23 protein-coding genes, 1 pseudogene, 1 riboswitch and 1 other annotated feature are annotated in these 24605 nt (G+C 37.6%); of the genes and pseudogenes, 20 read left to right on the top strand and 4 right to left on the bottom strand.

Annotated elements, in window-relative coordinates:
• Positions 1-27 precede the first annotated feature (27 nt).
• Positions 28-201: riboswitch (Lysine riboswitch) on the top strand.
• A 125-nt stretch (positions 202-326) separates the two neighbouring features.
• From QA539_RS07065 to QA539_RS07000, 14 genes are all read left to right on the top strand, one after another.
• The gene (locus tag QA539_RS07065) at positions 327-1772 is read left to right on the top strand and encodes an amino acid permease (protein WP_241427518.1); all 1446 of its coding nucleotides are present in this window, start codon (positions 327-329) and stop codon (positions 1770-1772) included.
• 31 nt (positions 1773-1803) lie between these two features.
• Positions 1804-1928 (top strand) — a sequence feature (ribosomal protein L20 leader region).
• A gap of 18 nt (positions 1929-1946) precedes the next feature.
• Positions 1947-2483, top strand: a complete 537-nt coding sequence (gene infC, locus QA539_RS07060) for a translation initiation factor IF-3 (protein ID WP_219492475.1) — start codon at positions 1947-1949, stop codon at positions 2481-2483.
• A gap of 12 nt (positions 2484-2495) precedes the next feature.
• Positions 2496-2696: a 50S ribosomal protein L35 gene (gene rpmI, locus QA539_RS07055; protein ID WP_012657249.1), complete on the top strand. Its 201-nt coding sequence runs from the start codon at positions 2496-2498 to the stop codon at positions 2694-2696.
• A 27-nt stretch (positions 2697-2723) separates the two neighbouring features.
• Positions 2724-3080: a 50S ribosomal protein L20 gene (rplT, locus tag QA539_RS07050; protein WP_219492472.1), complete on the top strand. Its 357-nt coding sequence runs from the start codon at positions 2724-2726 to the stop codon at positions 3078-3080.
• Between the two features lie 166 nt (positions 3081-3246).
• Complete coding sequence (locus QA539_RS07045) at positions 3247-3978, top strand: sirohydrochlorin chelatase (RefSeq protein WP_219492469.1); 732 nt, start codon at positions 3247-3249, stop codon at positions 3976-3978.
• Positions 3959-4384, top strand: a complete 426-nt coding sequence (locus QA539_RS07040; RefSeq protein WP_219492465.1) for a precorrin-2 dehydrogenase/sirohydrochlorin ferrochelatase family protein — start codon at positions 3959-3961, stop codon at positions 4382-4384. The genes QA539_RS07045 and QA539_RS07040 overlap by 20 nt, the downstream gene beginning before the upstream one ends.
• Positions 4385-4411: 27 nt before the next feature.
• Entirely contained in the window at positions 4412-6814 is a 2403-nt protein-coding gene (gene nirB, locus QA539_RS07035) for a nitrite reductase large subunit NirB (RefSeq protein WP_219492461.1), read from the top strand.
• A 2-nt stretch (positions 6815-6816) separates the two neighbouring features.
• Positions 6817-7128: a nitrite reductase small subunit NirD gene (gene nirD / locus QA539_RS07030; RefSeq protein ID WP_219492458.1), complete on the top strand. Its 312-nt coding sequence runs from the start codon at positions 6817-6819 to the stop codon at positions 7126-7128.
• Positions 7119-8123: a uroporphyrinogen-III C-methyltransferase gene (gene cobA, locus QA539_RS07025; RefSeq protein ID WP_219492455.1), complete on the top strand. Its 1005-nt coding sequence runs from the start codon at positions 7119-7121 to the stop codon at positions 8121-8123. Before nirD ends, cobA begins: the two co-directional genes overlap by 10 nt.
• 34 nt (positions 8124-8157) lie before the next feature.
• A complete protein-coding gene (locus tag QA539_RS07020) occupies positions 8158-9516 on the top strand; it encodes a hypothetical protein (protein WP_283721986.1) in 1359 nt (452 codons plus the stop codon).
• 226 nt (positions 9517-9742) lie between these two features.
• Positions 9743-10375 carry an MOSC domain-containing protein gene (locus QA539_RS07015; RefSeq protein WP_219492449.1) on the top strand — a complete coding sequence of 211 codons (633 nt, stop codon included), beginning with the start codon at positions 9743-9745 and terminating at the stop codon, positions 10373-10375.
• Positions 10376-10449: 74 nt separating this feature from the next.
• Positions 10450-10623, top strand: a complete 174-nt coding sequence (locus tag QA539_RS07010) for a hypothetical protein (protein ID WP_219492448.1) — start codon at positions 10450-10452, stop codon at positions 10621-10623.
• 157 nt (positions 10624-10780) lie between these two features.
• Positions 10781-11845, top strand: a complete 1065-nt coding sequence (locus QA539_RS07005; protein ID WP_219492446.1) for a M42 family metallopeptidase — start codon at positions 10781-10783, stop codon at positions 11843-11845.
• A gap of 450 nt (positions 11846-12295) precedes the next feature.
• A complete protein-coding gene (locus QA539_RS07000) occupies positions 12296-13030 on the top strand; it encodes a class I SAM-dependent methyltransferase (protein WP_219492444.1) in 735 nt (244 codons plus the stop codon).
• Between the two features lie 13 nt (positions 13031-13043).
• Here QA539_RS07000 and QA539_RS06995 read toward each other — a convergent pair whose 3' ends face one another.
• Both QA539_RS06995 and QA539_RS06990 read right to left on the bottom strand, forming a co-directional pair.
• Complete coding sequence (locus QA539_RS06995) at positions 13044-14492, bottom strand: potassium/proton antiporter (protein WP_308317268.1); 1449 nt, start codon at positions 14490-14492, stop codon at positions 13044-13046.
• 134 nt (positions 14493-14626) lie between these two features.
• On the bottom strand, positions 14627-16267 hold the full coding sequence (locus QA539_RS06990) for an alpha-keto acid decarboxylase family protein (protein ID WP_419895024.1): 1641 nt from the start codon (positions 16265-16267) through the stop codon (positions 14627-14629).
• Between the two features lie 133 nt (positions 16268-16400).
• On the opposite strand from QA539_RS06990, the gene QA539_RS06985 reads away from it, so the two are divergent.
• Entirely contained in the window at positions 16401-16841 is a 441-nt protein-coding gene (locus QA539_RS06985; protein WP_413474851.1) for a MarR family winged helix-turn-helix transcriptional regulator, read from the top strand.
• Positions 16841-17581 (top strand): TrmH family RNA methyltransferase, encoded by a 741-nt coding sequence (locus QA539_RS06980; protein ID WP_283721983.1) that lies wholly within the window; start codon positions 16841-16843, stop codon positions 17579-17581. Before QA539_RS06985 ends, QA539_RS06980 begins: the two co-directional genes overlap by 1 nt.
• A gap of 186 nt (positions 17582-17767) precedes the next feature.
• Here QA539_RS06980 and QA539_RS06975 read toward each other — a convergent pair whose 3' ends face one another.
• Positions 17768-18814, bottom strand: a complete 1047-nt coding sequence (locus QA539_RS06975) for an LPXTG cell wall anchor domain-containing protein (protein WP_419895023.1) — start codon at positions 18812-18814, stop codon at positions 17768-17770.
• A 511-nt stretch (positions 18815-19325) separates the two neighbouring features.
• Between QA539_RS06975 and pheS the strand changes: the two are divergent.
• Positions 19326-20327, top strand: a pseudogene (gene pheS, locus QA539_RS06970) (phenylalanine--tRNA ligase subunit alpha); the annotation flags it as partial.
• Complete coding sequence (gene pheT, locus QA539_RS06965) at positions 20314-22713, top strand: phenylalanine--tRNA ligase subunit beta (protein WP_419895022.1); 2400 nt, start codon at positions 20314-20316, stop codon at positions 22711-22713. The pseudogene pheS and the gene pheT, both read left to right, overlap by 14 nt.
• Before the next feature lie 23 nt (positions 22714-22736).
• On the opposite strand, the gene rnhC is transcribed toward pheT, so the two are convergent.
• A complete protein-coding gene (rnhC, locus tag QA539_RS06960; protein WP_219492426.1) occupies positions 22737-23678 on the bottom strand; it encodes a ribonuclease HIII in 942 nt (313 codons plus the stop codon).
• A 99-nt stretch (positions 23679-23777) separates the two neighbouring features.
• Here rnhC and zapA point away from each other — a divergent pair, with 99 nt between their 5' ends.
• Both zapA and QA539_RS06950 read left to right on the top strand, forming a co-directional pair.
• Positions 23778-24050: a cell division protein ZapA gene (gene zapA, locus QA539_RS06955; protein ID WP_041636060.1), complete on the top strand. Its 273-nt coding sequence runs from the start codon at positions 23778-23780 to the stop codon at positions 24048-24050.
• Positions 24043-24585 (top strand): CvpA family protein, encoded by a 543-nt coding sequence (locus tag QA539_RS06950; protein ID WP_133433088.1) that lies wholly within the window; start codon positions 24043-24045, stop codon positions 24583-24585. Before zapA ends, QA539_RS06950 begins: the two co-directional genes overlap by 8 nt.
• The last annotated feature ends 20 nt before the right edge of the window (positions 24586-24605 follow it).

The raw sequence follows: 24605 nt of genomic DNA, 5'->3' as shown, positions 1-24605 counted from the left end.
TATATTTATCATTAACTTAATATTCCTCGTTGAGGTAGAGGTCGCATTGTTTAAGAGTATACTGATGGATACGTCATACACGTAATTGAAACCAGTAGAAAGGAAACGATGCCGAAGAAGCTAAGTGTATGAGCTTAAATTCTGGGCTGTTACTGAATAAGTAACAGACTGTCACACATATTGTGATGCGCTACTAAATGGTAAGAAGAATCATTTATGGATGCATACAATTGTGTGCATCCATTTTTATTTATAGAAGGGAAGTTATTACTTTGTCAGAAAGTACAAATCAAGTACAAAGAAAATTGAAGCAGCGTCATATATCTATGATTGCCATCGGTGGATGTATTGGTACAGGATTATTTATGACCAGTGGAGGAGCTATCCGTGATGCTGGACCCGGTGGGGCGTTACTTGCATTTACAATTATCGGAATTATGGTCTTCTTCTTAATGACATCACTTGGAGAAATGGCAACGTATCTTCCGATTTCAGGAAGTTTTTCAACTTATGCAACACGATTCGTTGATCCGTCACTTGGATTTGCATTAGGCTGGAACTATTGGTTTAACTGGGTGATTACTGTAGCGGCGGATGTGAGTATTGCTGCAAGTGTAATTAAATACTGGGCACCGATGGACTTCTTACCAGGCTGGGCATGGAGTTTAGTCTTTTTAGCCATCATTTTATTTTTGAACACATTATCAGTGCGCGTATATGGTGAAAGTGAGTATTGGTTCGCGATTGTTAAAGTAGTAACAGTTATCTTATTTTTAGGGATTGGTGTACTGACAATCTTCGGAATAATCGGAGGAGAGTATTTAGGGTTCAAAAATTTCACGACTGGTGAAGCACCGTTTCTAGGTCATGGATTAACCGGAAGCTTCTTAACGATTCTTGGTGTATTTTTAGTTGCAGGCTTTAGTTTCCAAGGTACAGAGCTTGTAGGAATTACTGCAGGTGAGTCTGAAGAACCAGAAAAAACGATTCCAAAAGCAATCAAACAAGTATTCTGGAGAATATTAATTTTCTATGTTTTATCTATTCTAGTCATTGGTTTAATCATTCCTTACACAAATCCGAACTTAATGGGAGGAGACAGTGTTGCGAAGTCGCCATTTACATTAGTTTTTGAAAATGCTGGACTTGCGTTTGCAGCGTCATTTATGAATGCTGTTATCTTAACGTCAATTCTCTCAGCGGGTAACAGTGGTATGTATGCTTCAACACGTATGTTATACGCGATGGGTAAAGACGGATTAGCATCCCGTAAATTTTCTGAGACCAATCAGAAAGGGGTTCCGATTCCGAGTTTATTAGCGACCTTCATAGTTGTGCTGATTATCTTCTTAGTTGAACGTGTGGCCAGTGGTGCATATGAATATATCGTTGCGGCAAGTGGATTAACTGGCTTTATCGCCTGGCTCGGTATCGCTATTAGTCATTATAGATTCCGTCGTGCATTTTATGCGCAGAACAAAGATTTATCAGTATTGAAGTATAAAGCAATGTGGTTCCCATTCGGTCCAATCTTTGCATTCATACTATGTCTCTTTGTAATTATTGGTCAGGATACGGACCTGATTATAAATAGAAACTTTGACATGAATGGCTTTATGATTACATATATGGGAATTCCTATTTTCTTAGTATTTTTCTTCTATCATAAACTGAGATATAAAACAAAGAAGATCCCATTAGAAAAAGTTGATTTATCACAAGATACAGATATGAGTAAATATGAAAAAATAGATGTTGACATTGATGCATAACCCTGTTATTATTAAGTCTGTTGAATACGAAACGGACAAGTAGAAGCATCCCGCTTCTCGCCCTGAAGACGCAATAGCAGTTACAGGGTTAAATAACATGGTTAGACATGTCTATTTTTTAGCGGGTGCATAATGCATTCGCTTTTTTGTTTGTCTTCGTAAATCATATAGGAGGTGTCAACCATAGCTAAAGATCAAACTCAAATCAATGACAAAATTCGCGCGAAGGAATTACGTTTAATTGGACATGATGGTGAACAACTTGGTGTTAAAACTAAGTTTGAAGCAATCGAAATTGCAGAACGCGTAAATCTTGATGTTGTTCTTGTTGCACCAAACGCTAAACCACCCGTTGCCAAAATTATGGATTACGGTAAGTTCAAGTTTGAGCAGCAGAAGAAAGATAAAGAAGCACGCAAAAAGCAGAAAGTTGTTACGGTTAAAGAAATTCGTTTAAGTCCTACAATCGAAGATCATGACTTTAATACGAAACTTAAGAATGCACGTAAGTTCTTAGAGAAAGAAGATAAAGTCAAAGTATCTATTCGTTTCCGTGGACGTGCCATTACGCACAAAGAATTCGGTCAGCGTGTATTAGAGAAATTTGCAGAAGAATGTAAAGATCTTGCGACTGTTGAACAAAAACCAAAGATGGATGGACGCTCAATGTTCTTAATGTTAGCGCCTATCGTCGATAAAAAACAAAACTAGGAGGATAAAAACATGCCTAAAATGAAAACTCACCGTGGTGGAGCAAAACGTGTTAAAAGAACTGGTTCAGGGAAATTAAAACGTTCAAGAGCTTACACTTCACATTTATTTGCTAACAAATCAACAAAACAAAAACGTGGATTACGTAAAGCATCTTTAGTTTCTAAAGGTGACCAAAAACGCGTAGCACAAATGTTAACGTACGTAAAATAATAATAGGAATTTTAAGGAGGAATTATAATGCCACGAGTTAAAGGTGGAACAGTAACACGCGCCCGTCGTAAAAAAACGATCAAATTAGCTAAAGGTTACTTTGGTTCTAAACATACATTATATAAAGTAGCAAAACAACAAGTAATGAAGTCAGGTCAATATGCATACCGTGACCGTCGTCAAAAGAAACGTGAATTCCGTAAATTATGGATCGCACGTATCAATGCAGCAGCACGTCAACACGATATCAGCTACAGCCGTTTAATGAACGGATTAAAAGTTGCTGGCATTGATGTTAACCGTAAAATGTTATCAGAGATCGCTATCTCTGACGAAAAAGCATTTGCTGAGATAGTAAACCAAGCGAAAGCAGCTTTAAAATAATAGTAATTAAAACCGTTCAATGATGATATTTCATCATTGAACGGTTTTTTTGTTTTTTCTTGCAAAATAAATTATATAGGGAAATCCCTATTCATCTACTTATGTGAACATATTCACAACTAATTAAGCTATAATAAAAATATATCTAATAAAGAGGTGGACACCTATGAAAGGAATCATATATATTGCACATGGATCAAAGATGCCGGATAAAAATGAGCGCTTTAGAGCATTTATTGACCATATTATTTCTAAGCGTCCCGAGAGAGTGCAACAGCTAGCTTTTCTGGAAAAAGATGCTGAGAATGTACCCATTGTTACACGTCGTATGATAGCACTTGGTGTTACAGAATTATTGGTGATGCCGATGCTCTTATTTCCGGCGATGCATGCAAGAGAAGATATTCCAGAACAGCTTGATGAAGTGTTGAAGGACTTTCCTTACATAACATATCGCATTGCCGACTGTTTCGGTGATGAACCGAGCGTGTACCAGGTGTGTGAGCGCATCCTCTCTGAGTTTAGCGACGAAACAATTTTGATTACAGCCCATGGTAACAAAAGATTTACTGAACCCGATGAGCGTCTTACTGCTATGGTACAAGTAATGCAGCAATCGACAGACCAGACGCTAGTTCCGGCAATGTTATATGGTAATTTAAGTCTTGAAGAAAAACTAAAGACGATGGATAAGCATCAGAAGATTGTAATTATGCCGTATTTCTTATTCGATGGTCATCTCGTGCACAAGATTAAAAGACTAAGTCAGCCATTCATTGAAGCGGGATATGATATTTCTTTTACTGAAACATTAGATTTAGATTTTAATATGGCTCAAGGCGTATTAAATAAGCTCAAAGCGCTTGAGGAGTGTACCCATGTATCCGGTCATGCTTAATTTAGAAGGGAAAAATATTCTTATTGTTGGTGGAGGCAGAATTGCAAAGCGCAAAGTAAATGGTTTACAAGGTGAAGGGGCACATATCACTGTCATAGCACCAGAGATAGATGCTGAAATAGAGCGCATGGATGTTGCATGCATCCAACATCCATTTATAAAGCAGGACATCAGTCAATATGACATCGTGTTTATTACAACAAATGATGACGATGTCAATAAGCAGGTGATGGAATGTGTATATGATAATCAGCTTGTTAATGATTGCTCAAATAAGAGTAACTCAAACTTCTTTAATGTAGCGTCTTTCAAGCATGAGGATATGCGTATTATGATTTCAAGCGAAGGTGTAAGTCCAGAGAAAAGTAAAGCACTTAAACATAAAATTAAAGCGTTATTAAAATAAACCATTGAATTGAAGAGGAGAAAAAATATGAAACAAAAATTAGTGATGATTGGTAATGGTATGGCAGGAATACGTACGATCGAAGAAATTTTGGAGCGTAATCCAGATCTATTTGAAATTACAGTTATCGGTGAAGAACCATATCCGAACTATAATCGTATTATGCTGTCAAATATTTTACAGAAGAAGATGGATGTTCAGGAAACAATTCTAAATGATTATGAATGGTATAAAGAACAAGGCATCACATTAATCAATGATGATAAAGCTGAATCAATCGACAGAACAAATAAGAGAGTAACAACGAAAAAGGGAATTACAGTTTCATATGATAAACTCATCATTGCAACAGGTTCTACTGCCTTCATGTTACCGATTGATGGTGTGAAACTTGAAGGTGTAATCGGCTGGAGAACGATTAAAGATACAGAATACATCATTGAGCAGGCGCGTCATTACAAAAAAGCTGTCGTAATCGGTGGTGGATTGCTTGGATTAGAATGTGCGCGTGGATTGCTTGACCAGGGCATGGATGTTACTGTTGTACATTTAGGCGAATGGTTAATGGAAATGCAGCTAGACCGTAAAGCTGGAGAAATGTTGAAAGCAGATTTAGAGAAACAAGGTATGAAATTTAAATTACAAGGGAATACACAGGAAATTATCGGTAAAGAACGCGTTGAAGCAATCCGTTTAAGTGACGGTTCAGTAATTGAAACGGATTTAGTTGTTATGGCTGTTGGTATTCGTCCCGTAACAAAGCAAGCACGTGCCGCTGAACTTGAAATCGGTCGTGGTATCGTTGTTAATGACTTTATGCAGACAAGTGACCCAGATATATACGCAGTTGGTGAATGTGTTGAGCATAACGCAAAAGTTTATGGCTTAGTAGCGCCACTTTACGAACAAGGGAAAGTATTAGCTGACCACATTACTGGCAATCCAACAGATGGATATCACGGTTCAACTACATTTACTTCACTTAAAGTATCTGGTTGTGACTTATTCTCTGCGGGTAAGATTTATGAAGGTGAAAAGACACGCGGTATTGAAGTGTACAACGGTTTAGATAATGTCTATAAAAAAGTGTATGTAGAAGAAGGTAAAGTTGTAGGAGCAGTACTGTACGGTGATACCGAAGAAGGTAACCGCTTCTACAATATGATGAAAAAAGAAGAAGCAATCGAAGAATTTACATTAGTGTCATTACTGCATAAAGCTGGTGAAGTTGATGCAATCAGTGTGGAAACGATGGCAGACGATGAAACAATTTGTGGATGTAACGGTATATCTAAAGGGCAGATCGTTAAAGCTGTACATGAAAAAGGATTGACGACGGTTGGTGAAGTTACAGCGCATACTAAAGCGGGTGGATCATGTGGTAAATGTAAAGGTCAAATCGCTGATTTACTTAGCTTTACTTTAGGAGATAAATTTGAAGCAGGGGGACCGGCTGGAATATGTGGTTGTACTGATCTTTCGCGTGATCAGATTGTGACACAAATTCGTGCAAAAGGATTAAAGACATCTAAAGAAGTTCGTCACGTATTAGGATTTAAAAACTTAGGTGGATGTCCGAAATGTCGTCCTGCAGTCAACTACTACTTAAATATGTGCTGGCCACATGAACATGAAGATGAAAAAGACTCGCGCTATGCAAATGAACGTTTCCATGCAAACATTCAAAATGATGGTACTTTCTCAGTTATTCCACAGATGCAGGGTGGAGTAACGAATCCTGATCAGTTAATTAAATTAGGTGAAGTGGCGAAGAAATATGATGTGCCATTAGTGAAGATCACTGGTGCACAACGCATCGGTCTATATGGTATTAAGAAAGAGGAATTGCCTCAAGTATGGGAAGATCTAGGTATGCGTTCGGCATCTGCATACGGTAAAAAACTACGTTCTGTTAAATCATGTGTCGGTAAAGAATTCTGTCGATTCGGTACACAGTTAACGACGCAACTTGCAATTCGTCTCGAGTCAACATTTGAATATATTGATACACCGCATAAATTTAAGATTGGGGTATCAGGCTGTCCACGTAGCTGTGTAGAATCTGGTGTGAAAGATTTCGGTGTTATCGGTGTCGAGAATGGCTTCCAGATCTTTGTTGGTGGTAATGGTGGTACAGAAGTTAAAGCTGCAACGTTACTTACGACAGTAGCAACTGAAGATGAAGTTGTACGTTTATGTGGCGCGATGATGCAATACTACCGTGAAACAGGAATTTACGCTGAACGTACTGCACCGTGGATGGAGCGCTTAGGTTTCGACAAGGTGAAAGAAGTACTGCTGGATGAAGCGAAACAACAGGAATTATACGATCGTTTGATGGATGCTAATAAAGCACGTCAGGAAGAACCATGGAAAGCAATTGCATCAGATGAAGAGAAACGAAAAATGTATGAAGTGGAGCGCGTATAGTCATGGAAAAAATTAAACTATTCAATGTATCTGAATTAGAACCTCAAATTGGTAAAAAAGTATTTGTGAAAGACGAAGAGATTGGTATATTCTTATTAGAATCTGGAGATATTAGAGCGATCGGTAATCGCTGTCCTCATAAAAATGGTCCTTTATCAGAAGGTACGGTAAGTGAGCATTACGTATTCTGTCCGCTGCATGATCGAAAGATTAATTTAAACGATGGACAAATTCAGGCACCAGATGAAGCAGACGGATGTGTTGAGACTTATAAAACAGAAGTCGAAGATGGTGTACTTTATATATGGATCTAGGTAAAGTTTACTTTATCGGTGCAGGACCAGGTGACCCAGGTCTTGTTACTTATAAGGCAATACGTAAAATCGAGCAGGCAGATGTGATTATATATGATCGTCTTGTAAATCCAATATTACTGCAGCTCAGCAAGCGCGAATGCAAACTGATATACGTTGGTAAGAATCCTGACGTAAAATATAAGAAGCAGGATGAAATCAATACAATCATTAATCATTGTGCGCAGCAGTATAAGACTATTGTCCGTCTAAAAGGTGGGGACCCAGGTATATTCGGTCGCCTGACTGAAGAAGTAGAAAGTCTGGACGACCATACGCCATACGAGATTGTTCCAGGGATTACAAGCGCATCGGCTGCAGCGCTCTATTCAGGCTTCCCACTGACGGACCGTGCATATTCACCGCATGTTACGTTTTCAACGGGTCATCTGCAAAAAGACAGCGTCAGAGAAATTGATTTTGAAGCACTCGCGAAAGGTGGAACACTTGCACTGTATATGGGGATGAAAGCATTACCTGAAATCGTAGAAGTATTATCTAAAAATGAAGCTCATCTAAAAATAGCAGTAATTGGACATGCAAGTTATGGCTTCCAGAAGACGGTTACAGGAGATTTAACAAATATTATCCAGAAAGTTCAGGAAGAAGAGGTTACACATCCGGCAATGATTATTATTGGTGACGTTGTGAACTGCAGAAAAGGGGTATCATGGTTTGAATCCCTACCTGAATTTAATGAAGCCCATCTCTATATAAGTACAGATGAAATCAATAAGCATGAACTTATCGAACGATTTGAGCAAGGTGGATTTTATTACGCAATCGACCAGATGAATGACGCATTAGTACAGGAAAAGTACAGAAACGTACATGTTGATGTATTAAGCGAAAGAACTTTTACGCAAGTATTTGCATTCAGTACTCAAGCGCTACAATTATTTGAAGAAACGTATGGCATACAATTTAATCGCAATATCATTAATATTAAAGGCTGAAGTAGTTCAGCCTTTTTATAGATAGGAGCAATATATGACAATTACTAAATCAATAATTCACCAAGTGATTCCAAATTTAAATGAAACAGAGCACCTCTATTTAACATTGCTCGCCGCAAACGGCAACCGTATCAATAAAGATAGTATACAGACGGAATATGTATTACCTAACTTAGTTGAAGCAGGACTGATTGAAGCAAGTAGCGGTAAAATCTTTGAAATTCCAAATGAAATGATCAACTATTATAATGAACTGCACCTAAATAGTGAACATGAATGGATTGAAGCACCGACTGATGAAGAAACTGCATATGAAAGCGATGTGCTAAAAGCCAATCTCGAACAATATCAATCACAGCTTGAAATTGAAACAAACATTCATACGATGATTGATAACTGGTCGAACAAAGATTTGAAGACACATTTACAAACATTAAGTGATGAAGATATCATCGGGATTGTACGCTTTTATCAGTTAGAAGAAAAATCAGATAAAAATTCAAATATTAACATGATTCATCAGGCATTCTTTAAAGACTTCACGATGATTCAGAAGATGATGAAGTATATGGACTTTGAGCTGCAACTGAATATTGAGAATGCATTGCAGTTCGGCTATGACAATTTCACATATATGAAAGGGGCAACGAGAGAAATCTTTGCGTTCAGTCATGATTTTAATGAAATCCTCTTCGTACCGAAAGATGTGCTTGAACATTTTAAAAAATTGAAAGCATCAGGCATAATTAATCCGGAAATCGAGAAGATTAAGTTTTACCGTGGAATGATGAACCTATACGGATTTGTACGTCTGGATTTTATGCAGCAAGTGTATAAGAAAGTATATCGCAAGGATATTACGAGTGATGACATCAAGCAGGATATAACGACCTACTTTCCAAATCTCGTACCGAATATTAAAGGCAACTGGGTGAAACATGAAATATATTCACATCAGCAGATGGATTTAGATGTAATGTTCAGCAATATGGAATACTATACACCAGTGAACGCTCAGCAAATCTATAAATATGTACAGAACTCACATGTAGAGAATAATAAATTAAAAGAAGACTTAAAGACAGAATTGAAGCACAATATGAAAGGTGAACATATTTATCCACAGCAAGTAGAAGCACTGTTCAACGAAATTATAGAGACATTTCGTGTGACAGATAGCTTTGAAACAGCATTTGAATTTGTCGCAGATCTTGGTGCAAGACAGATGATCTCTATAGTACCGACAGAGAACTTAACGAAGTTGTTAAAGACGATGTACACAGAAGTAAGGTTATGGCGTATCGGTGGACATAAAGTTATCGAAATGCCGGAATATCGTCAGCAGAAGAAGTCACGCGTTGTGTCATATAAGAAACGTAATAAGAAAAGATAGTTAACGATAGAAACCGAAACATAAAGATATTATTATGTTTCGGTTTTATGTTGATTTATTATTGAACTAAAGCTTGCGCATTACTTTGATCTTTTTAATTATACCGTGTTCAGTAAAAAGAAATTAAATTTATATCAGCAGCTGCTCATTTGAGTAGCTGATTTTTAATTTACTTATTTAATCGATAATAATACACTTGAAATAACACAATTGAAGAGGTGAGGACATGCAGTATGAAGTGAAAAGAATTTGTATCGGTAGTATAGAAAAGATTAATGTAAAAGGTAAAGAGAAGAAAACTGCTTATTATAAATATCCTGTTGAGAATGCAGTACAACTCACTTTTATGGGGTTTGTAGGAGATCAACATGTCTATAAAGGGCATGGCGGTATAAATAAAGCGGTTTGCTTATATGATCTTAATGATTATGATTTATGGTCAGATTACATAGAGATTGACACGGAATTTAGTTTGTTCGGTGAGAATATAACAACCGTCGGATTAGATAAAGATACAATTAGCATTGGTGACATTTATAAACTTGGAGAGGCGCTTATTCAAGTGACTGAAGGACGTGGACCATGTAATACAATCGCCCAGATACACAATGTACCAAATATCGTAAAGATGATGGCCGCAAGTCGAGCAACAGGGTGTTACTTTAGAGTACTTGCTGAAGGTATGGTAGCACCTGATTGTCAGTTAGAACTTGTGAAAAAAGATGAAACAGGGTTTACATTACATGAGTTTAATGAATTAGTATACGGTGATAAGAAGAATAAAGCATTGATTGATAAAGCATTGAAGGTGGAGGCTTTACCTGCTGAACATAAAGAAAAGTTTGCAAAGCGCTTATGAGATGTGAGTGGTTCATCAATATTATAAAGCATTCTGATAAATAAGAAATATAATGTTTATTGATGAGATTAACAATGAAGCCACTTTTTGCAGGGCAGGAGGATTATATTAGTAGAAAAGAAATCTCGTTGCTCGAACTTGTGTTAAATTTTGATGCAGAGTTCTTTATTATGGCTGTATCATTTAGAAGCTCAGTATCTAAGACTGATATATTACCGAAAGCTGGAGGGAATATTATTTTCAAGTAATGCAAATATAGGATGACCGAAGACTGCTGCATTAGCAATTGCTAAAGGATGGCATAAATTAATTGGACCAGCGATGGTATATTTTTGGAACAATATATGTAATAATATCCTATAATAACATAAAATATAAGTTTACGGTGGAATAGGAGATGTATTTATGGACAAGCAACTAGCACTACTTAAACAAATGACCGACTGTAATGCACCGGCTGGATTTGAACTGCCGATGACAAAGCTGATGCAGGAACTATTTGATGAAGAAAGTATAGAAACGGTGCACGATAATACAGGAGGCATCTTTGGGGTTAAAAAGATGGCTTCAAACCATTCAATAATGTTACTGGGCCACCTAGATGAAATTGGCTTCATGGTAACAGAAGTTACTGAAGATGGATTTATTAAATTTACGAATTTAGGCAGCTGGTCTGGAACTGTAATGACAAGTCAGAAGGTTACGATTTTAACGCAACAAGGGGAAGTGCGAGGTGTCATCGGTAGTAAACCACCGCATGTCTTACCACAAGCAGAACGTAATAAAGTTGATCCAGATGCGATGTTTATCGATATCGGTACAGATAATCGTGAAGAGACATTGGATGCAGGTGTACGTGTTGGCGATCCAATCACCCCGTATTCAGAGTTTGAAGTGATGGCTAATCCTAATTATTTACTTGCTAAAGCATTTGATAACCGCTTTGGATGTGCTGCAGCATACGAAGTTATTAAAGCAGTTGATAATCATGTTACTTTGTATGCAGGCGCTGTTACGCAGGAAGAGACTTTATCTCGTGGTGCAATCACTGCAGCAAATAAGATACGTCCGAGCCTGGCAATAGCTATTGATGTATGTATATGTTCAAAGACACCGGGTATGGAGAACGCCGGACAAACTAAGATGGGAGATGGCCCTGTAATTTTGTTATCAGACGCCTGGAATATTGGACATGTATCCTTTAGACGATATGTTGAACAGGTGGCAGAGGAGAATGGTATTAAATATCAAATTGATCATCTTACAGGAGGATATACGGACGCAGGGCACGTTGCAGTGAGTAATAACGGTGTACCAGCGATTACAATATCTGTGCCAACACGTTATATCCATAGTAATGTTTCGATGATGCATCGTGAAGATTATAATGGTGCAGTGAAATTGCTTAAGAAAGTTGTAGAAAGTATTGATGATGAAGCGGTGGAACGAATTATTAAGCAGGAGATTTAGGAATGGTTTTGTAGATGGCGAATTATTGGAAAGTACGCCACCTAAAGCGTTGATGCATTGTGAATTATGTTGCAGGTGACGAACTATCTTGAAGTACGCCACCTAGAGCGTTGAGATAGTGAAATTCGAGATGTATGTGTCGAACTATGTTAAAGTACGCCACCTAGAGCGTTGAGATAGTGAGATTCGAGATGTATGTGTCGAACTATCTTGAAGTACGCCACCTAGAGCGTTGAGATAGTGAAATTCGAGATGTATGTGTCGAACTATGTTAAAGTACGCCACCTAGAGCGTTGAGATAGTGAGATTCGAGATGTATGTGTCGAACTATGTTGAAGTACGCCACCTAGAGCGTTGAGATAGTGAGATTCGTGATGTATGTGTCGAACTATCTTAAAGTACGCCACCTATGAAACGTACTGTATTCCTTACACTAAGAGGAGAATCCATATGCACAACATTTATGATAACCACGACTTCTTTAATCGTTATAAAGAAGTCAGATTAAATCCAACGAGTTATAACGAAATGATAGAAGTACCGAGAATCAAAGAACTTCTGCCGAATCTGTATAATAAGACAATACTCGATATCGGTTGTGGAATGGGACAGCTCGTCCAGTATATGCTTGAGCAGTCTCCGATTCAGATCACGGGCATCGATATTTCTAGCAACATGATACAGGAAGCAAAGGAAAATATACAGGATCAGCATGTTACTTTCTTGAATACTGATTTTATGGAATTTGATTCTGTCGCGGATTATGATGTTATCGTTTCATCCCTTGCATTTCACTATATTGAAGATTATAAAGGTGCTGTTCAAAAGGTTTATAATCATTTGAAAAATACTGGTGTGTTTATCTTCTCAATTGAGCATCCTGTCGCAACTGCAACACGTTCAGACGATTTATGGTCACATGTGCCTGATATGTATGATCATTATAAGCTAGATCATTACTTCGAGAGTGGTATGCGTAGTACAAGATGGTTGCAGCAAGACGTAATAAAATATCATCGAACGATGGAGGAGCTGCTGAATACATTACTTGAAGCAGGATTTAAATTAGAGCGTATCATCGAAACCGGAAATACCGAGTTATCCAATGAATATATGAGCCATGTCGATATCGAAAAAATTAATCATCGCCCGTCATTTGTCATCTTTAAAGCTGTGAAGGAATAATAAAACGCCTTGTCTATTTGACAGGGCGTTCTTTTTTCGCTTTTAATTTCGCAAGTTCTTTCTGAATGCTCAGATGTAGTTTCTTACTTGCGATGATATATAATATGTCGTTTGTCTGTATCTCAAAATTACCATCAGGCACGTACAACTTGTCGTCTCTTACAACCGCATTAATATTGGATTGTCTCGGTAGACCAAGTTCATGTATTTTTTTATTTGCCCATGGTGATCCTAATTTTACAAGGTATTCACGTATATCAACTTCTGTAACTTCGCTTGCAACCATATCAAAGTGGTAAGGACTTGTATGTGCCTCTCCTTTATTAAGTCCGAGTTTATTCGCAAGAGGGACAAGTGTCATACCTTGCAGTAATGCGCTTAGTAACACGACAAAGAAGACGACGTTAAAGATAATTTCTGAATTTTCAACTTCTGCTAACAGTGCATATGTTGCAAGAATAATTGGTACTGCACCCCGTAATCCTGCCCATGAGATAAAGGTAAGTTCTTTCTTCGATAGATCCGTCCAGAAGAGTGTTAGCCAGACACTTATAGGCCTTGCCACGAACATCAGGACGATTGCGATGAGTAATCCTTGAATCATTATGCCTGGCAGCTGACTAGGGAATACGAGTAATCCTAATAGTATAAACATTGTCATCTGAGCCATCCATGCAAAGCTTTCGCCGAATCTGATGATATTTGCACGGTAGCTGAGCGGATGGTTACCTAAATATAATGCAAAGACATATACAGCAAGGAGTCCACTGACTTTCAGTGGAGAAGATAGTCCGTATGTAAGAAAGGCTAAAGTAAGTGCAAGGATAGGATAGAGTCCAGTCGCTTCAAGCTCTACAAAGTTTATGAGTTTAACTGTAATATATCCGATGAGCAGGCCTAGTAATGCGCCGCCTACCATTTGCCATACAAATAGTAATGCACTTGTTAGAAGTGATGCATCTGGCATTGTTAGTAGATTGATCATCGTAACAGTTAAAAATAACGCCATAGGGTCATTTGTTCCAGATTCAACCTCAAGTATGCTTTTAATCTTCTGTTTAATTTGCTTGTTACCAAGAATACTGAATACAGCGGCAGCATCCGTAGATCCGACAATGGCTCCAAATAACAGCCCCTGTTTCCAGGATAAATCTAATATAAAAACTGTGGCTACACCTACAATGAAACTTGTAATGAGAACACCGATTGTTGCTAGTATAGATGCATAAGAGATTGCATTTTTCACCGTTAATTTAGTTGTTTGAATACCACCATCGAACAGAATGATGACAAGTGCGATTGTTCCAATAAGTTGTGCGAGGAAAGCATTATCAAACATAATGAATGAATTCAGTGCCATACCTACAGCGAGAAAGACGATTAATGAGGGAAGTCCGAGTTTACTGGATAACGTTGTTGTCATGACTGCAGTAAAAAGTAGCAAACCAAGAATTAAAATAATAATTTCAGTATTAATGAGATCACTCCTAAATGATATTTCATAATAATTATATCAAAAATTCAAATTATTATGAAATATCATTCACTATAAAAGAGCCAGGAACAACGTAATGTGTCCTGGCTACAATAAATATACTATTTATTCGCATCAGAGAAAGCTTTTGCGATATCGATTAATTTCTTCGGAGCATCTTCTACAGCCATATGTACTTCAATAAAGTGCATGTGGTCTTTGTCTGCTTTAACGCTGTCCATAACTGTCTTTAATTCATTTGAAGTCTTAGCATCGTGGACTCTAACGGTGTCTTTACCACCAAATACTTCTGGTAACTGTTTGTAGTTCCACATCTGAATGTCATTGTATGGTTCTTCCATACCATGTATCAGACGTTCAACAGTATAGCCATCGTTATTGATTACGAAGATAATCGGTTTAATGTCTTTTCTGATCATCGTAGATAGGGCCTGAACAGTTAATTGTAATGAACCGTCACCGATGAGCAGAATATTACGTCTATTCACATCAGCAAGCTGGGAACCTAATAGAGATGGGAATGTATAGCCGATAGATCCCCATAACGGCTGACCGATAAATTGATTCCCTTTATATAAAGATAGATCATAAGCACCAAAGAATGATGTGCCTTGCTCTGCAAGTAAAATATCATCTTTTTTTAAGAATGCATTCATCATTTTGAAGTAGTTGCTTTGTGTTAAAGGTGCGTCGTTCAACTCATACTTCATATCCGAACGTTGATATGATGGGTAGTGTGTTTCATTCTTGTAGTCGATGCTGTTCAATCCGTTTACTAGATCAATCAGCGAGACATTATCGCTTATAACATCCTCAGCTTTAAAGTCATTATGGTTAATATAGATAATATTATTAGTATCGAATTTGTATGAGAAACCTGCTGTTGCAGAGTCTGTCAGTTTTGCACCGATATTTAAGATGACATCTGCATTATCCACATACTCACGCACATTTTCTTTCGCAATCTTACCGTCATAAATCCCTAGGTAATGCTCATTTTCTTCATTAAATGCAGATTTACCAAGAGAAAGCTGTGCAACAGGTATATTTGTTTGATTTACGAACTGCTCTAGCTGTTCATGTAGTTTAAAGCTGTTGATCTCATGTCCCGCTATAATTACAGGTTGTTTTGCAGACATGAGCTTCTCCTCTACCGCCTGGATATATGCATCAACATTTTGTGACTTATGTGTATATACTTTAGGTGCATGGGGAATCTCAATTTCTGTCAAAGCAACATCTATTGGTAGGTGTATGTGTACAGGACGCTTTTCTTTGAGCGCGCTATGAATGACACGGTCAATCTCACCCACTGCATTGTCGACAGAAAGTATTGTTGTCGTCGCAGTGATATGTGCATACATTTTCGAATAGGAATCGAAAATACCTTCACCAAGTGAATGATGGACGTAGCGTCCCTCTTGTTGAGCGACAGATGAAGGACCGCCCGAAATTTTTATGACAGGCACACGTTCAGCATAACTTCCAGCAATTCCGTTTACGGCACTTAGTTCTCCTACGCCAAATGTTGTACTTACTGCTGCAAGTCCGTTAACTCTCGCATAGCCGTCAGCAGCATAGGCTGCATTGAGTTCATTTGTATTGCCTATCCATTCGACACTGTCATGACGAATGACATCGTCAAGGAATGCTAACGTAAAGTCACCTGGTACTCCAAAAATTTTATCGACACCGTTAACATGAAGTGCATCGATTAAGTATTGACCGATTCTTTGTTTCATATCTCTCATCCTTTCTTTAGTAACAATTTAAATATATAGCTAAAATAATATTAAGTCAACTGCATTGACCTATTTGTTGTAATCTTAATTTTTCACTGTATAATATAAGTAATACGTTGAAGGGATAGAGACAATGTATATGGATAAAGACTATGAACATATGTTATTTTACTTTGCATATAAGACGTTCATTGGAGCAGCAGATGAAATTATTGAACAACACGGTATGTTAAGACAGCATCATCGATTTCTGTTTTTTATTTGTAAGAAACCAGGGATAACTATGAAAGAATTGCTGACAGTACTTGAGATTTCTAAGCAAGGTTCACAAAGTACACTGAAAGTATTAAAAGAAAAAGCGCTGATTACTGAACAACCATCACCCCAGGATAAACGTCTGAAAGAACTCTATCCTACTGATCAAGGGATACAGCTGATAGATACGTTAAACGAAGCACAGCGTCATCTATTTGAAACAACTTTTAAAGAAGCTGGCAACCAGTGGATTGATGTGATGGAGTCATTAGCAGAAATGAGACCAGGATTCTCATTGATAAAGGAAGAGGGACAATAATGGAAATAATTGAATCAATACAAAATCAGAAGATCAAACAGATAGCTAAACTGCATAACAGGAAAGATAGAAAGAAAATGCAGCAGTTTATAATTGAAGGAGAACATCTCGTTGAAGAGGCAGTAAACAGTAATGTTGATATTGAAATGATCCTTACTGTTAATCCGGATAAATTGACAGAAGCTATGGTTGCAGGTAGCAAACAACAGTATGAAATCACTTTTAAAGTTGCTGAGAAGTTATCTCAGACAGAAGCACCTCAAGGAATATACGCCGTATGCAATATGAAAGATGGGAAAGACGCTGAACTGAACCGTGTTATTTATTTAGACCGTATTCAGGATCCTGGGAACGTTGGAACGATTATTCGTACAGCTGATGCAGCAGGATTGGACGCCGTTATTATAGCAAAAGGGACTGTTGATATTTATAACGACAAAGTTCTGCGTGCATCTCAAGGTAGTGTGTTTCATATACCGGTCATTGAGATGGATTTTGATGAAGCAAGCTCAAAGTCTAACGGTACAATCTATGGTACGAGTTTAGAGAAGGCACGTGATTATAAAGAAGTCATACCAAGTGATAATTTTATGATTGTATTAGGAAATGAAGGGCAAGGTGTGAACCCTGAAATACTATCCGCTACAGATGAAAATTTATATATACCCATTTATGGTAGGGCTGAAAGTCTGAACGTTGCCGTTTGTGCAGGAATATTGATGTATCATTTTGTGAAGTAGAACCGGGTAATCGGTTCTACTTTTTTATTGCAATTAAATGGGTCGTAAAGTAATTTTTGAAGTGATTAACAAACGGAGAAAACGTAATAGTGAGATTGTCATAGTAAAAGTTTCTCGTAAAAATGCTTTCGTTTTTTTTTACAGTAATAAAACACATCAATTTAATGATGTGTTTTATTATTTGAGTTATTTTCTTTTACGTGAACGATATAGTATCAATGCACCAACAATGAGTACAACAATTGCAGCTACCATCAAGGGTTTGCTAGCTGCTTCACCTGATTCAGGTAGCGTGTTTGTGCTTGATTTCATGCTCATAGGTTCTGCTTTTACAGGAGCTGATAAGTTGTCGACAAATCCGCTAGCAAGCGAGTCCTTAATATCATTAGTTCCAATTTTATTATTGAGTGTGGCGAGTTTTTGATTTCCTTCCTGAAGATGGTCGTGAAGGAGGTCGAAAACTTTTCCGTTATATTCATGCTGTGTAAATTGGCCGGCATCTTTTAAAGATGAGAGATCATTTAATCTTGATTGATATTTCTGAGTAAGCTCATCTGTGTTAAAATCATGTGCCAGCAGGTCGTCAAAGTTAAAATGTAAGCGATCTGTCTGATTCAGATAGTTGCTTAGTGTCTCATTAAGTATTTTAAGTACTTTGGTTTTATATTCTAACTCGCTGATTTCCTGTTTATACTTTAAAGTTTCTAATTTTAATAGTGTATCGATATTTTCTTTGTTCAGCCATTTATCAGAAAGAGAGATTGCTTTCCCGTCTATTTCAGGTGAAATATTATTTAGATTGATGTGTTGTTTCTCGGCGCTGCTCTTTTCGGTATCATCTAAAGGTGCTGTTACACTATTTTTAGGCGCTTCATTAAAGTTTACTGCACTTTCTGATGATTTAACTTCCTGAAGTTGAGTTGAAATTGTATCACGCACTTTTGCTGAGCCATCTCTTAAGGTTTGAATCTCTTCTTTTTTTATTTTAGCTTCCTCAGTTACTTTATCACGTACTTCTGCTGCATCATCTCTTAAGGTTTGGATCTCTTCTTTTTTTATTTTAGCTTCCTCAGTTATTGTATTAACATTCTCCTTAATTTCGCTTTTACTTGATTCGATTTGAGGCTTAATTAAATCGATTTTTGAAGTTTCGGATGTATTAGCAAATGCTTGTGCAGGAACTATAAAGAAGGAAGTTGCAAATACCATCGTCAAAATTTTTTTATTTTTCATGATAAGACTCCTTAGTTAATATATTTTAGTATAATAAATAATAATAAGGTACTTAATTTAAATGATAATACATATGACAACTTTTATCTATATTTTTACTTAAAGTTTTTTTGATATATTGATTTATGTATATACATACTATAATCTATGGACTTGAATAACGTGCATACATTCTATATAATTAAAATAATGAAATACATCGCCGTTTATCAGCCGGGATATGTATGTGTTGTCAAGAGAGTTTCACATTGGTGAGAGTGAAATCTTCACATACCTATCTTTTCAGCTGACAGGCAGTCTAATAAGAAGTTAGACCGGTTGTTCCGTTATCGCTTAATGAGCTGTGTGCATATGCACAAATTTGGGTGGTACCGCGGAGTCTTTCGTCCCTTGTATAGGGAATGAAGGCTTTTTTTATTGTTTAAAATTAAGGAGGAAGAACATGGAACTTAAAGAAAGATTACAGGCGTTAAAGTCTGAGGCAGTGGGCAAAGTAAGTCAGATTACAGATAAGAAAGCATTACAAGATATCAAAGTTTCTTACATCGGTAAAAAAGGTGTGATCACTGGTCTGATGAAAGAGATGAAATCTCTGCCGAACGAAGAGAAACCGATGTTTGGTCAGCTTGTTAATGATGCCAAACAAACCGTAGAAAGTGCAATTGCAGAAGTTGAAGTTCGTATTGAAGCGGAACTTGTGAACAAACGACTTGAAAGTGAAACAATTGATATTACTTTACCAGGTAAAAAGTTAAGTTCAGGGAGCAGTCATCCGCTCGACCGTATCGTTGAGGATATTGAAGATTTATTCATCGGTTTAGGCTATGAAATTGTAGAAGGATTCGAAGTAGAAAGCGATCATTATAACTTTGAAGCGTTAAATCTTCCAAAATCTCACCCTGCACGTGATATGCAGGATAGTTTCTACATTTCTGAAGAAGTATTAATGCGTACGCATACATCTCCTGTTCAAGCTCGTACGTTGGAATCACGTAAAGGTGAAGGACCTGTAAAAATTATTTGTCCAGGTAAAGTCTACCGTCGTGATTCTGATGATGCGACGCATTCACATCAGTTTACACAAATCGAAGGATTAGTTGTTGATGAGAATATTAAAATGAGCGACCTTAAAGGAACGCTTGAATACTTTGCGAAGAAGATGTTCGGTGAAGATCGTGAGATTCGTCTGCGTCCAAGTTTCTTCCCGTTTACTGAGCCTTCTGTAGAAGTGGATATTTCATGCTTCAAATGTAAAGGTAAGGGCTGCAACGTTTGTAAAGGGACAGGATGGATTGAAATTCTCGGTGCCGGTATGGTACATCCGAATGTTTTAGAGATGGCTGGTTTTGATTCTAATAAATATTCTGGATTCGCATTCGGTATGGGACCAGATCGTATTGCGATGTTAAAGTATGGTATTGAAGATATTCGTCATTTCTATACGAATGATCTAAGATTTATTCGTCAGTTTTTACGTTTAGAAGATGGAGGAGAACCGAATGTTAGTAAGTAAAGAATGGTTAGATGAATATGTAAAAGTTGATGTTTCGGTAGAAGCGCTTGCTGAGAAGATTACAAGAAGCGGAATTGAGATTGAAGAAATTATCGATTATACAAAAGATATTAAGAATTTAGTGATTGGACATGTAGAATCGATCGAGAAGCATCCTGATGCAGATAAATTAAATATCTGCCAGGTGAATGTTGGCGAAGAAGTGAAACAAATTGTCTGTGGTGCACCGAACGTCGCAGCTGGTCAGACAGTAATCGTCTGCTTACCTGGTGGACGTCTGCCTGGTGGTGTTAAGATAAAAAAAGCGAAACTACGCGGAGTAGAATCTAACGGTATGATTTGTTCATTGGGTGAACTAGGTATCTCTTCAAACTTGATTCCAGAAGCGTACGAAAAAGGGATATACGTATTTGAAGAAGCTATCGCGCCAGGTACAGATGCACTTGCTGCATTATCGCTAGATGATGCCGTGATGGAATTCGGTCTAACACCTAATCGAAGCGACTGTATGAGCATGATTGGTTCTGCATTTGAGACAAGTGCATTATATGAAGAACCATTGAAGCTACCTGCAACGCATATTAATGAAACGAGTGAACAAGTATCAGACTTAATCAGTATTGAAATTGAAGAAGCGACGTTATCACCGTATTATGCTGCACGTATCGTGAAGAACGTAAAGATCGGACCTTCACCTGCACATATTCAAGGCCGCTTAATTAAAGCGGGTATCCGCCCGATTAATAACGTTGTTGACGTATCGAATTACGTTATGCTGGAATATGGACAGCCGCTGCATATGTTTGACTATGATAAGATTGGCAGCACAACGATTAAAGTTCGTCCAGCAACTGATGGCGAAAAGATGACAACATTAGACGATAAAGAGCGCACATTAACTGCAGAAGATATCGTGATTACAAACGGTACAACACCAGTAGCGCTTGCTGGGGTGATGGGAGGAGATTTCTCTGAAGTAACGGATAGTACAGTGAATGTACTGATTGAGTCTGCGATGTTTGCGCCGCTAAACATACGTAAAACTGCGAACCGTCTGAACTTGCGCTCTGAATCATCAAGTCGCTTTGAAAAAGGTGTTGCAGCAGAATTTGTACTTGATGCATTAGACCGTGCAGCGTATCTCCTGCAGGAAAATGCGCAAGGAGAAGTATTAAGTGGTGTTGCTTCAGCTGGAGCATTACCAGAGTTTACAACGAACGTTCAAATTACAACGGATGATATTAATCGATTGATTGGATTTGATATCTCTAATACAGAAATTAAAAACATATTCGAACGTCTTGGCTTTGAAACGAAGATAGATGGTGATTCATTCAACGTCATCGTACCATCTCGTCGTGGTGACATTACTATTAAAGAAGATTTAGTCGAAGAAGTTGCGCGTATTTATGGTTATGATGCACTACCTGCGACATTACCAGAAACGAAGACGAACAAACAAGTAGGACTGACTGATTATCAGGCGAAACGTCGTGCAGTGAAGGCGTTGCTTCAAGGGTTAGGATTAAATCAGGCAATCACCTATGCACTTGTCTCAAATGAAAAATCGAAACAGTTCGCACTAAAAGAAGCTGAAACGACAGCGCTCTTAATGCCGATGAGTGAAGATCATGCAGTGCTACGTCAATCATTATTGCCTCACTTAATTGATGTCGTAAGCTATAATAATGCACGTCAAATGAAAGATGTCGCGTTCTATGAAATTGGAAATACATTCTTTAAACAAGAAGACTTATTACCTTCAGAAGAAGAACATGTTGCTGGGATTATTACTGGACTTGTCACACCAACGATGCATCAAGGGAAAAAGGAGCAAGTTGACTTTTTCCATGTGAAAGGGATAGTGGAGGCGTTAAGTGAAAGATTAGGTCTAGTGTTCCGATATGTTAGAAGTGATGAGCCGATGTTGCATCCTGGTCGCAGTGCAGATATCTATGTGAATGAAACGAAGATCGGCATCATTGGTCAATTGCACCCGACAGTAGAGAAAGCAAATGACTTAAAGGAAACGTATGTGTTTGAATTAGATTTAAAAGTCTTGCTTTCAATTCAGCAAGGTCAGATTATCTACAATATGATTCCGAAGTTCCCTGGAACTAGCCGTGATATCGCACTTGAAGTTGAACGTAAACAGGATACGGGCGAACTGATTGCAGAAATTCTTAAAGTGGATTCTAAGTACTTGAAGTCAGCTGAAGTATTCGACGTATACGAAGGTGAGCATATTGCACAGGATAAGAAATCGGTAGCGATTCGAATGGAATTCCTGAATCCGGAACAGACGCTGACAGATGAAGAGATTAAACCGATATACGATGCGGTTATTGAAAGATTAGAGTCAATTGGCGCTAAACTTAGAGGTTAAAAAATAAGCTGACAATCGTCAGCTTATTTTTTTATGAGCTTCAATGCTTTTTCTCTGTTTTTAAAGTCTTTTTTCGTTATCGTATCTAAATAATCAAGGCCTCTAAGTTTAATAATTTTTGCAGCTTCAGCATCTACTTTAGCGCCTGCTCCTTTTGTGATTGAGATGCCGGTTTCTTTAATTATTTGTTCGAAATGTTTTACAAACGCATATCTTGCAATAATGGAGCTTGCGGCGATGGCAATCGCTTTGGATTCGCCTTTCGTTTCGAACTTAGTTTTATTGCGCTCAGGTATTGCGCTGAGTGCATAATTTTCATATACACCTTGAACTGCAAACTGGTCGATTACAATGTAATCCACAGGTTCATCTATTTTGTTCAGCACGTTTTTAATCGCTTCATTATGCAGCACCGCCTTCATCTTAACTTGTGACCAGCCCATCTGTTTACGTTCATTATATTTGATGTTATCTAGGACGAGTAGTGAATGTGGGATTATCGGGATGATTTGTTCTGCAAGTTCTATAATTTGTCTGTCTTTGAGATTCTTAGAGTCCATGACACCAAGCACTTTCAGAATTTCAGCATTTTTCTTTGATACATAGCTCGCGACAACGGTCATCGGTCCGAAGTAATCCCCAGAACCTGCTTCATCGCTACCGATACAGTTGAAATGATCATACTGGATACTTTCAATGGATACGTTATGCTTAGAGGTAGAATTACTGTCTGGAAGTTGCTGAGTGAGTTGAATACCAGCTTTAGAAAGAATTTGTTCACCGATTACTTCACTATTTGAACCTTGAATCATCAACTTATTGGAGTTGTAGAGTGTTACTGTATGACCGGATAGTTTTGTTCGATATTTTGTACCTTGTGGAAGGCTTGTAGTACTGGGTACAGGTAATATATCTTCTATTCTTTTTGCTTGTTCAGCATTTAATAGGTATACTTTATTGCTCATTTTTGCCTGCTTTCTTACATGATAGTATGTTTTTATTGTTAATTATCCTATAAAAATGGTAACATAAACTAAAATAAATGACGATGTCGGAGTGTTGATATGGGAGAGTTTAAGAATCGTATTACTGTAAACATATATGATCAGTTCTATACTATTCTCGGCGAAGAAGAGCCGAGCCATATCCGTCACGTTGCGAGTCTTGTTGATGAACGTATTCGGGAGATTGCGAAGTACAATGCAGGTCTCGACACTTCACGAAAGGCTGTGCTTGCAGCAGTTAACGTGATGGATGATTATGTGAAACTAAAGGAAGAACACGATTTACTGTTAGATAAGTTGAATCGTCTAGAGGGTAATAACAGTCATGATTAATATTTTATTGATATTCTTTTTGTGTCTAGGAACGATTATCGGTTTTAGAAGAGGATTGATCTTACAATCACTACATTTGATCGGTACACTCGGATCGTTCATTATTGCACAGCTATTTTATAAGGACCTGGCACAAAAGCTCGTGCTTATGATTCCGTTTCCATCGACAGAAGGAAATTATGAGTCGAAGTTTTTGAATATGATCACTAATGAAATGACATTTTATAACGTTGTAAGTTTTGTAATATTATTTTTATTGAGTAAGGTAATCCTTCAATTTATTGCAACTGTTTTTGATTATATTGCACAGTTACCATTACTGAAACAGTTCAATCGTTTGTTTGGAGCGATATTAGGATTTATTGAGTCGCATCTTCTCATATTTATCGTGCTATTTCTATTGTCAATGATTCCGATAACAGCAATACAAACGAAATTAGAAGGAAGCATTATTGCAAATTTAATTGCGAACCATACCCCGGTATTAAGTAATTTTGCGAAACATCTGTTTGAATATGCAGGGTTTATCATTTAATAAAGTCATAGGCTACTTGT

Origin of the sequence: Macrococcus psychrotolerans (assembly GCF_038095555.1) — a bacterium.
GTDB lineage: Bacteria > Bacillota > Bacilli > Staphylococcales > Staphylococcaceae > Macrococcoides > Macrococcoides psychrotolerans.
The sequence above is the reverse complement of the archived record's forward strand: the minus strand, read 5'-3'. Positions and strand labels throughout refer to the sequence as shown.

Coding starts and splice junctions, on each gene's coding strand:
- QA539_RS07065 (WP_241427518.1), top strand. CDS start 327: ATGATTGCCATCGGTGGATGTATTGGTACAGGATTATTTATGACCAGT.
- rpmI (WP_012657249.1), top strand. CDS start 2,496: ATGCCTAAAATGAAAACTCACCGTGGTGGAGCAAAACGTGTTAAAAGA.
- rplT (WP_219492472.1), top strand. CDS start 2,724: ATGCCACGAGTTAAAGGTGGAACAGTAACACGCGCCCGTCGTAAAAAA.
- QA539_RS07045 (WP_219492469.1), top strand. CDS start 3,247: ATGAAAGGAATCATATATATTGCACATGGATCAAAGATGCCGGATAAA.
- QA539_RS07040 (WP_219492465.1), top strand. CDS start 3,959: ATGTATCCGGTCATGCTTAATTTAGAAGGGAAAAATATTCTTATTGTT.
- nirB (WP_219492461.1), top strand. CDS start 4,412: ATGAAACAAAAATTAGTGATGATTGGTAATGGTATGGCAGGAATACGT.
- nirD (WP_219492458.1), top strand. CDS start 6,817: ATGGAAAAAATTAAACTATTCAATGTATCTGAATTAGAACCTCAAATT.
- cobA (WP_219492455.1), top strand. CDS start 7,119: ATGGATCTAGGTAAAGTTTACTTTATCGGTGCAGGACCAGGTGACCCA.
- QA539_RS07020 (WP_283721986.1), top strand. CDS start 8,158: ATGACAATTACTAAATCAATAATTCACCAAGTGATTCCAAATTTAAAT.
- QA539_RS07015 (WP_219492449.1), top strand. CDS start 9,743: ATGCAGTATGAAGTGAAAAGAATTTGTATCGGTAGTATAGAAAAGATT.
- QA539_RS07010 (WP_219492448.1), top strand. CDS start 10,450: ATGAAGCCACTTTTTGCAGGGCAGGAGGATTATATTAGTAGAAAAGAA.
- QA539_RS07005 (WP_219492446.1), top strand. CDS start 10,781: ATGGACAAGCAACTAGCACTACTTAAACAAATGACCGACTGTAATGCA.
- QA539_RS07000 (WP_219492444.1), top strand. CDS start 12,296: ATGCACAACATTTATGATAACCACGACTTCTTTAATCGTTATAAAGAA.
- QA539_RS06990 (WP_419895024.1), bottom strand. CDS start 16,267: ATGAAACAAAGAATCGGTCAATACTTAATCGATGCACTTCATGTTAAC.
- QA539_RS06985 (WP_413474851.1), top strand. CDS start 16,401: ATGTATATGGATAAAGACTATGAACATATGTTATTTTACTTTGCATAT.
- QA539_RS06980 (WP_283721983.1), top strand. CDS start 16,841: ATGGAAATAATTGAATCAATACAAAATCAGAAGATCAAACAGATAGCT.
- QA539_RS06975 (WP_419895023.1), bottom strand. CDS start 18,814: ATGAAAAATAAAAAAATTTTGACGATGGTATTTGCAACTTCCTTCTTT.
- pheT (WP_419895022.1), top strand. CDS start 20,314: ATGTTAGTAAGTAAAGAATGGTTAGATGAATATGTAAAAGTTGATGTT.
- rnhC (WP_219492426.1), bottom strand. CDS start 23,678: ATGAGCAATAAAGTATACCTATTAAATGCTGAACAAGCAAAAAGAATA.
- zapA (WP_041636060.1), top strand. CDS start 23,778: ATGGGAGAGTTTAAGAATCGTATTACTGTAAACATATATGATCAGTTC.
- QA539_RS06950 (WP_133433088.1), top strand. CDS start 24,043: ATGATTAATATTTTATTGATATTCTTTTTGTGTCTAGGAACGATTATC.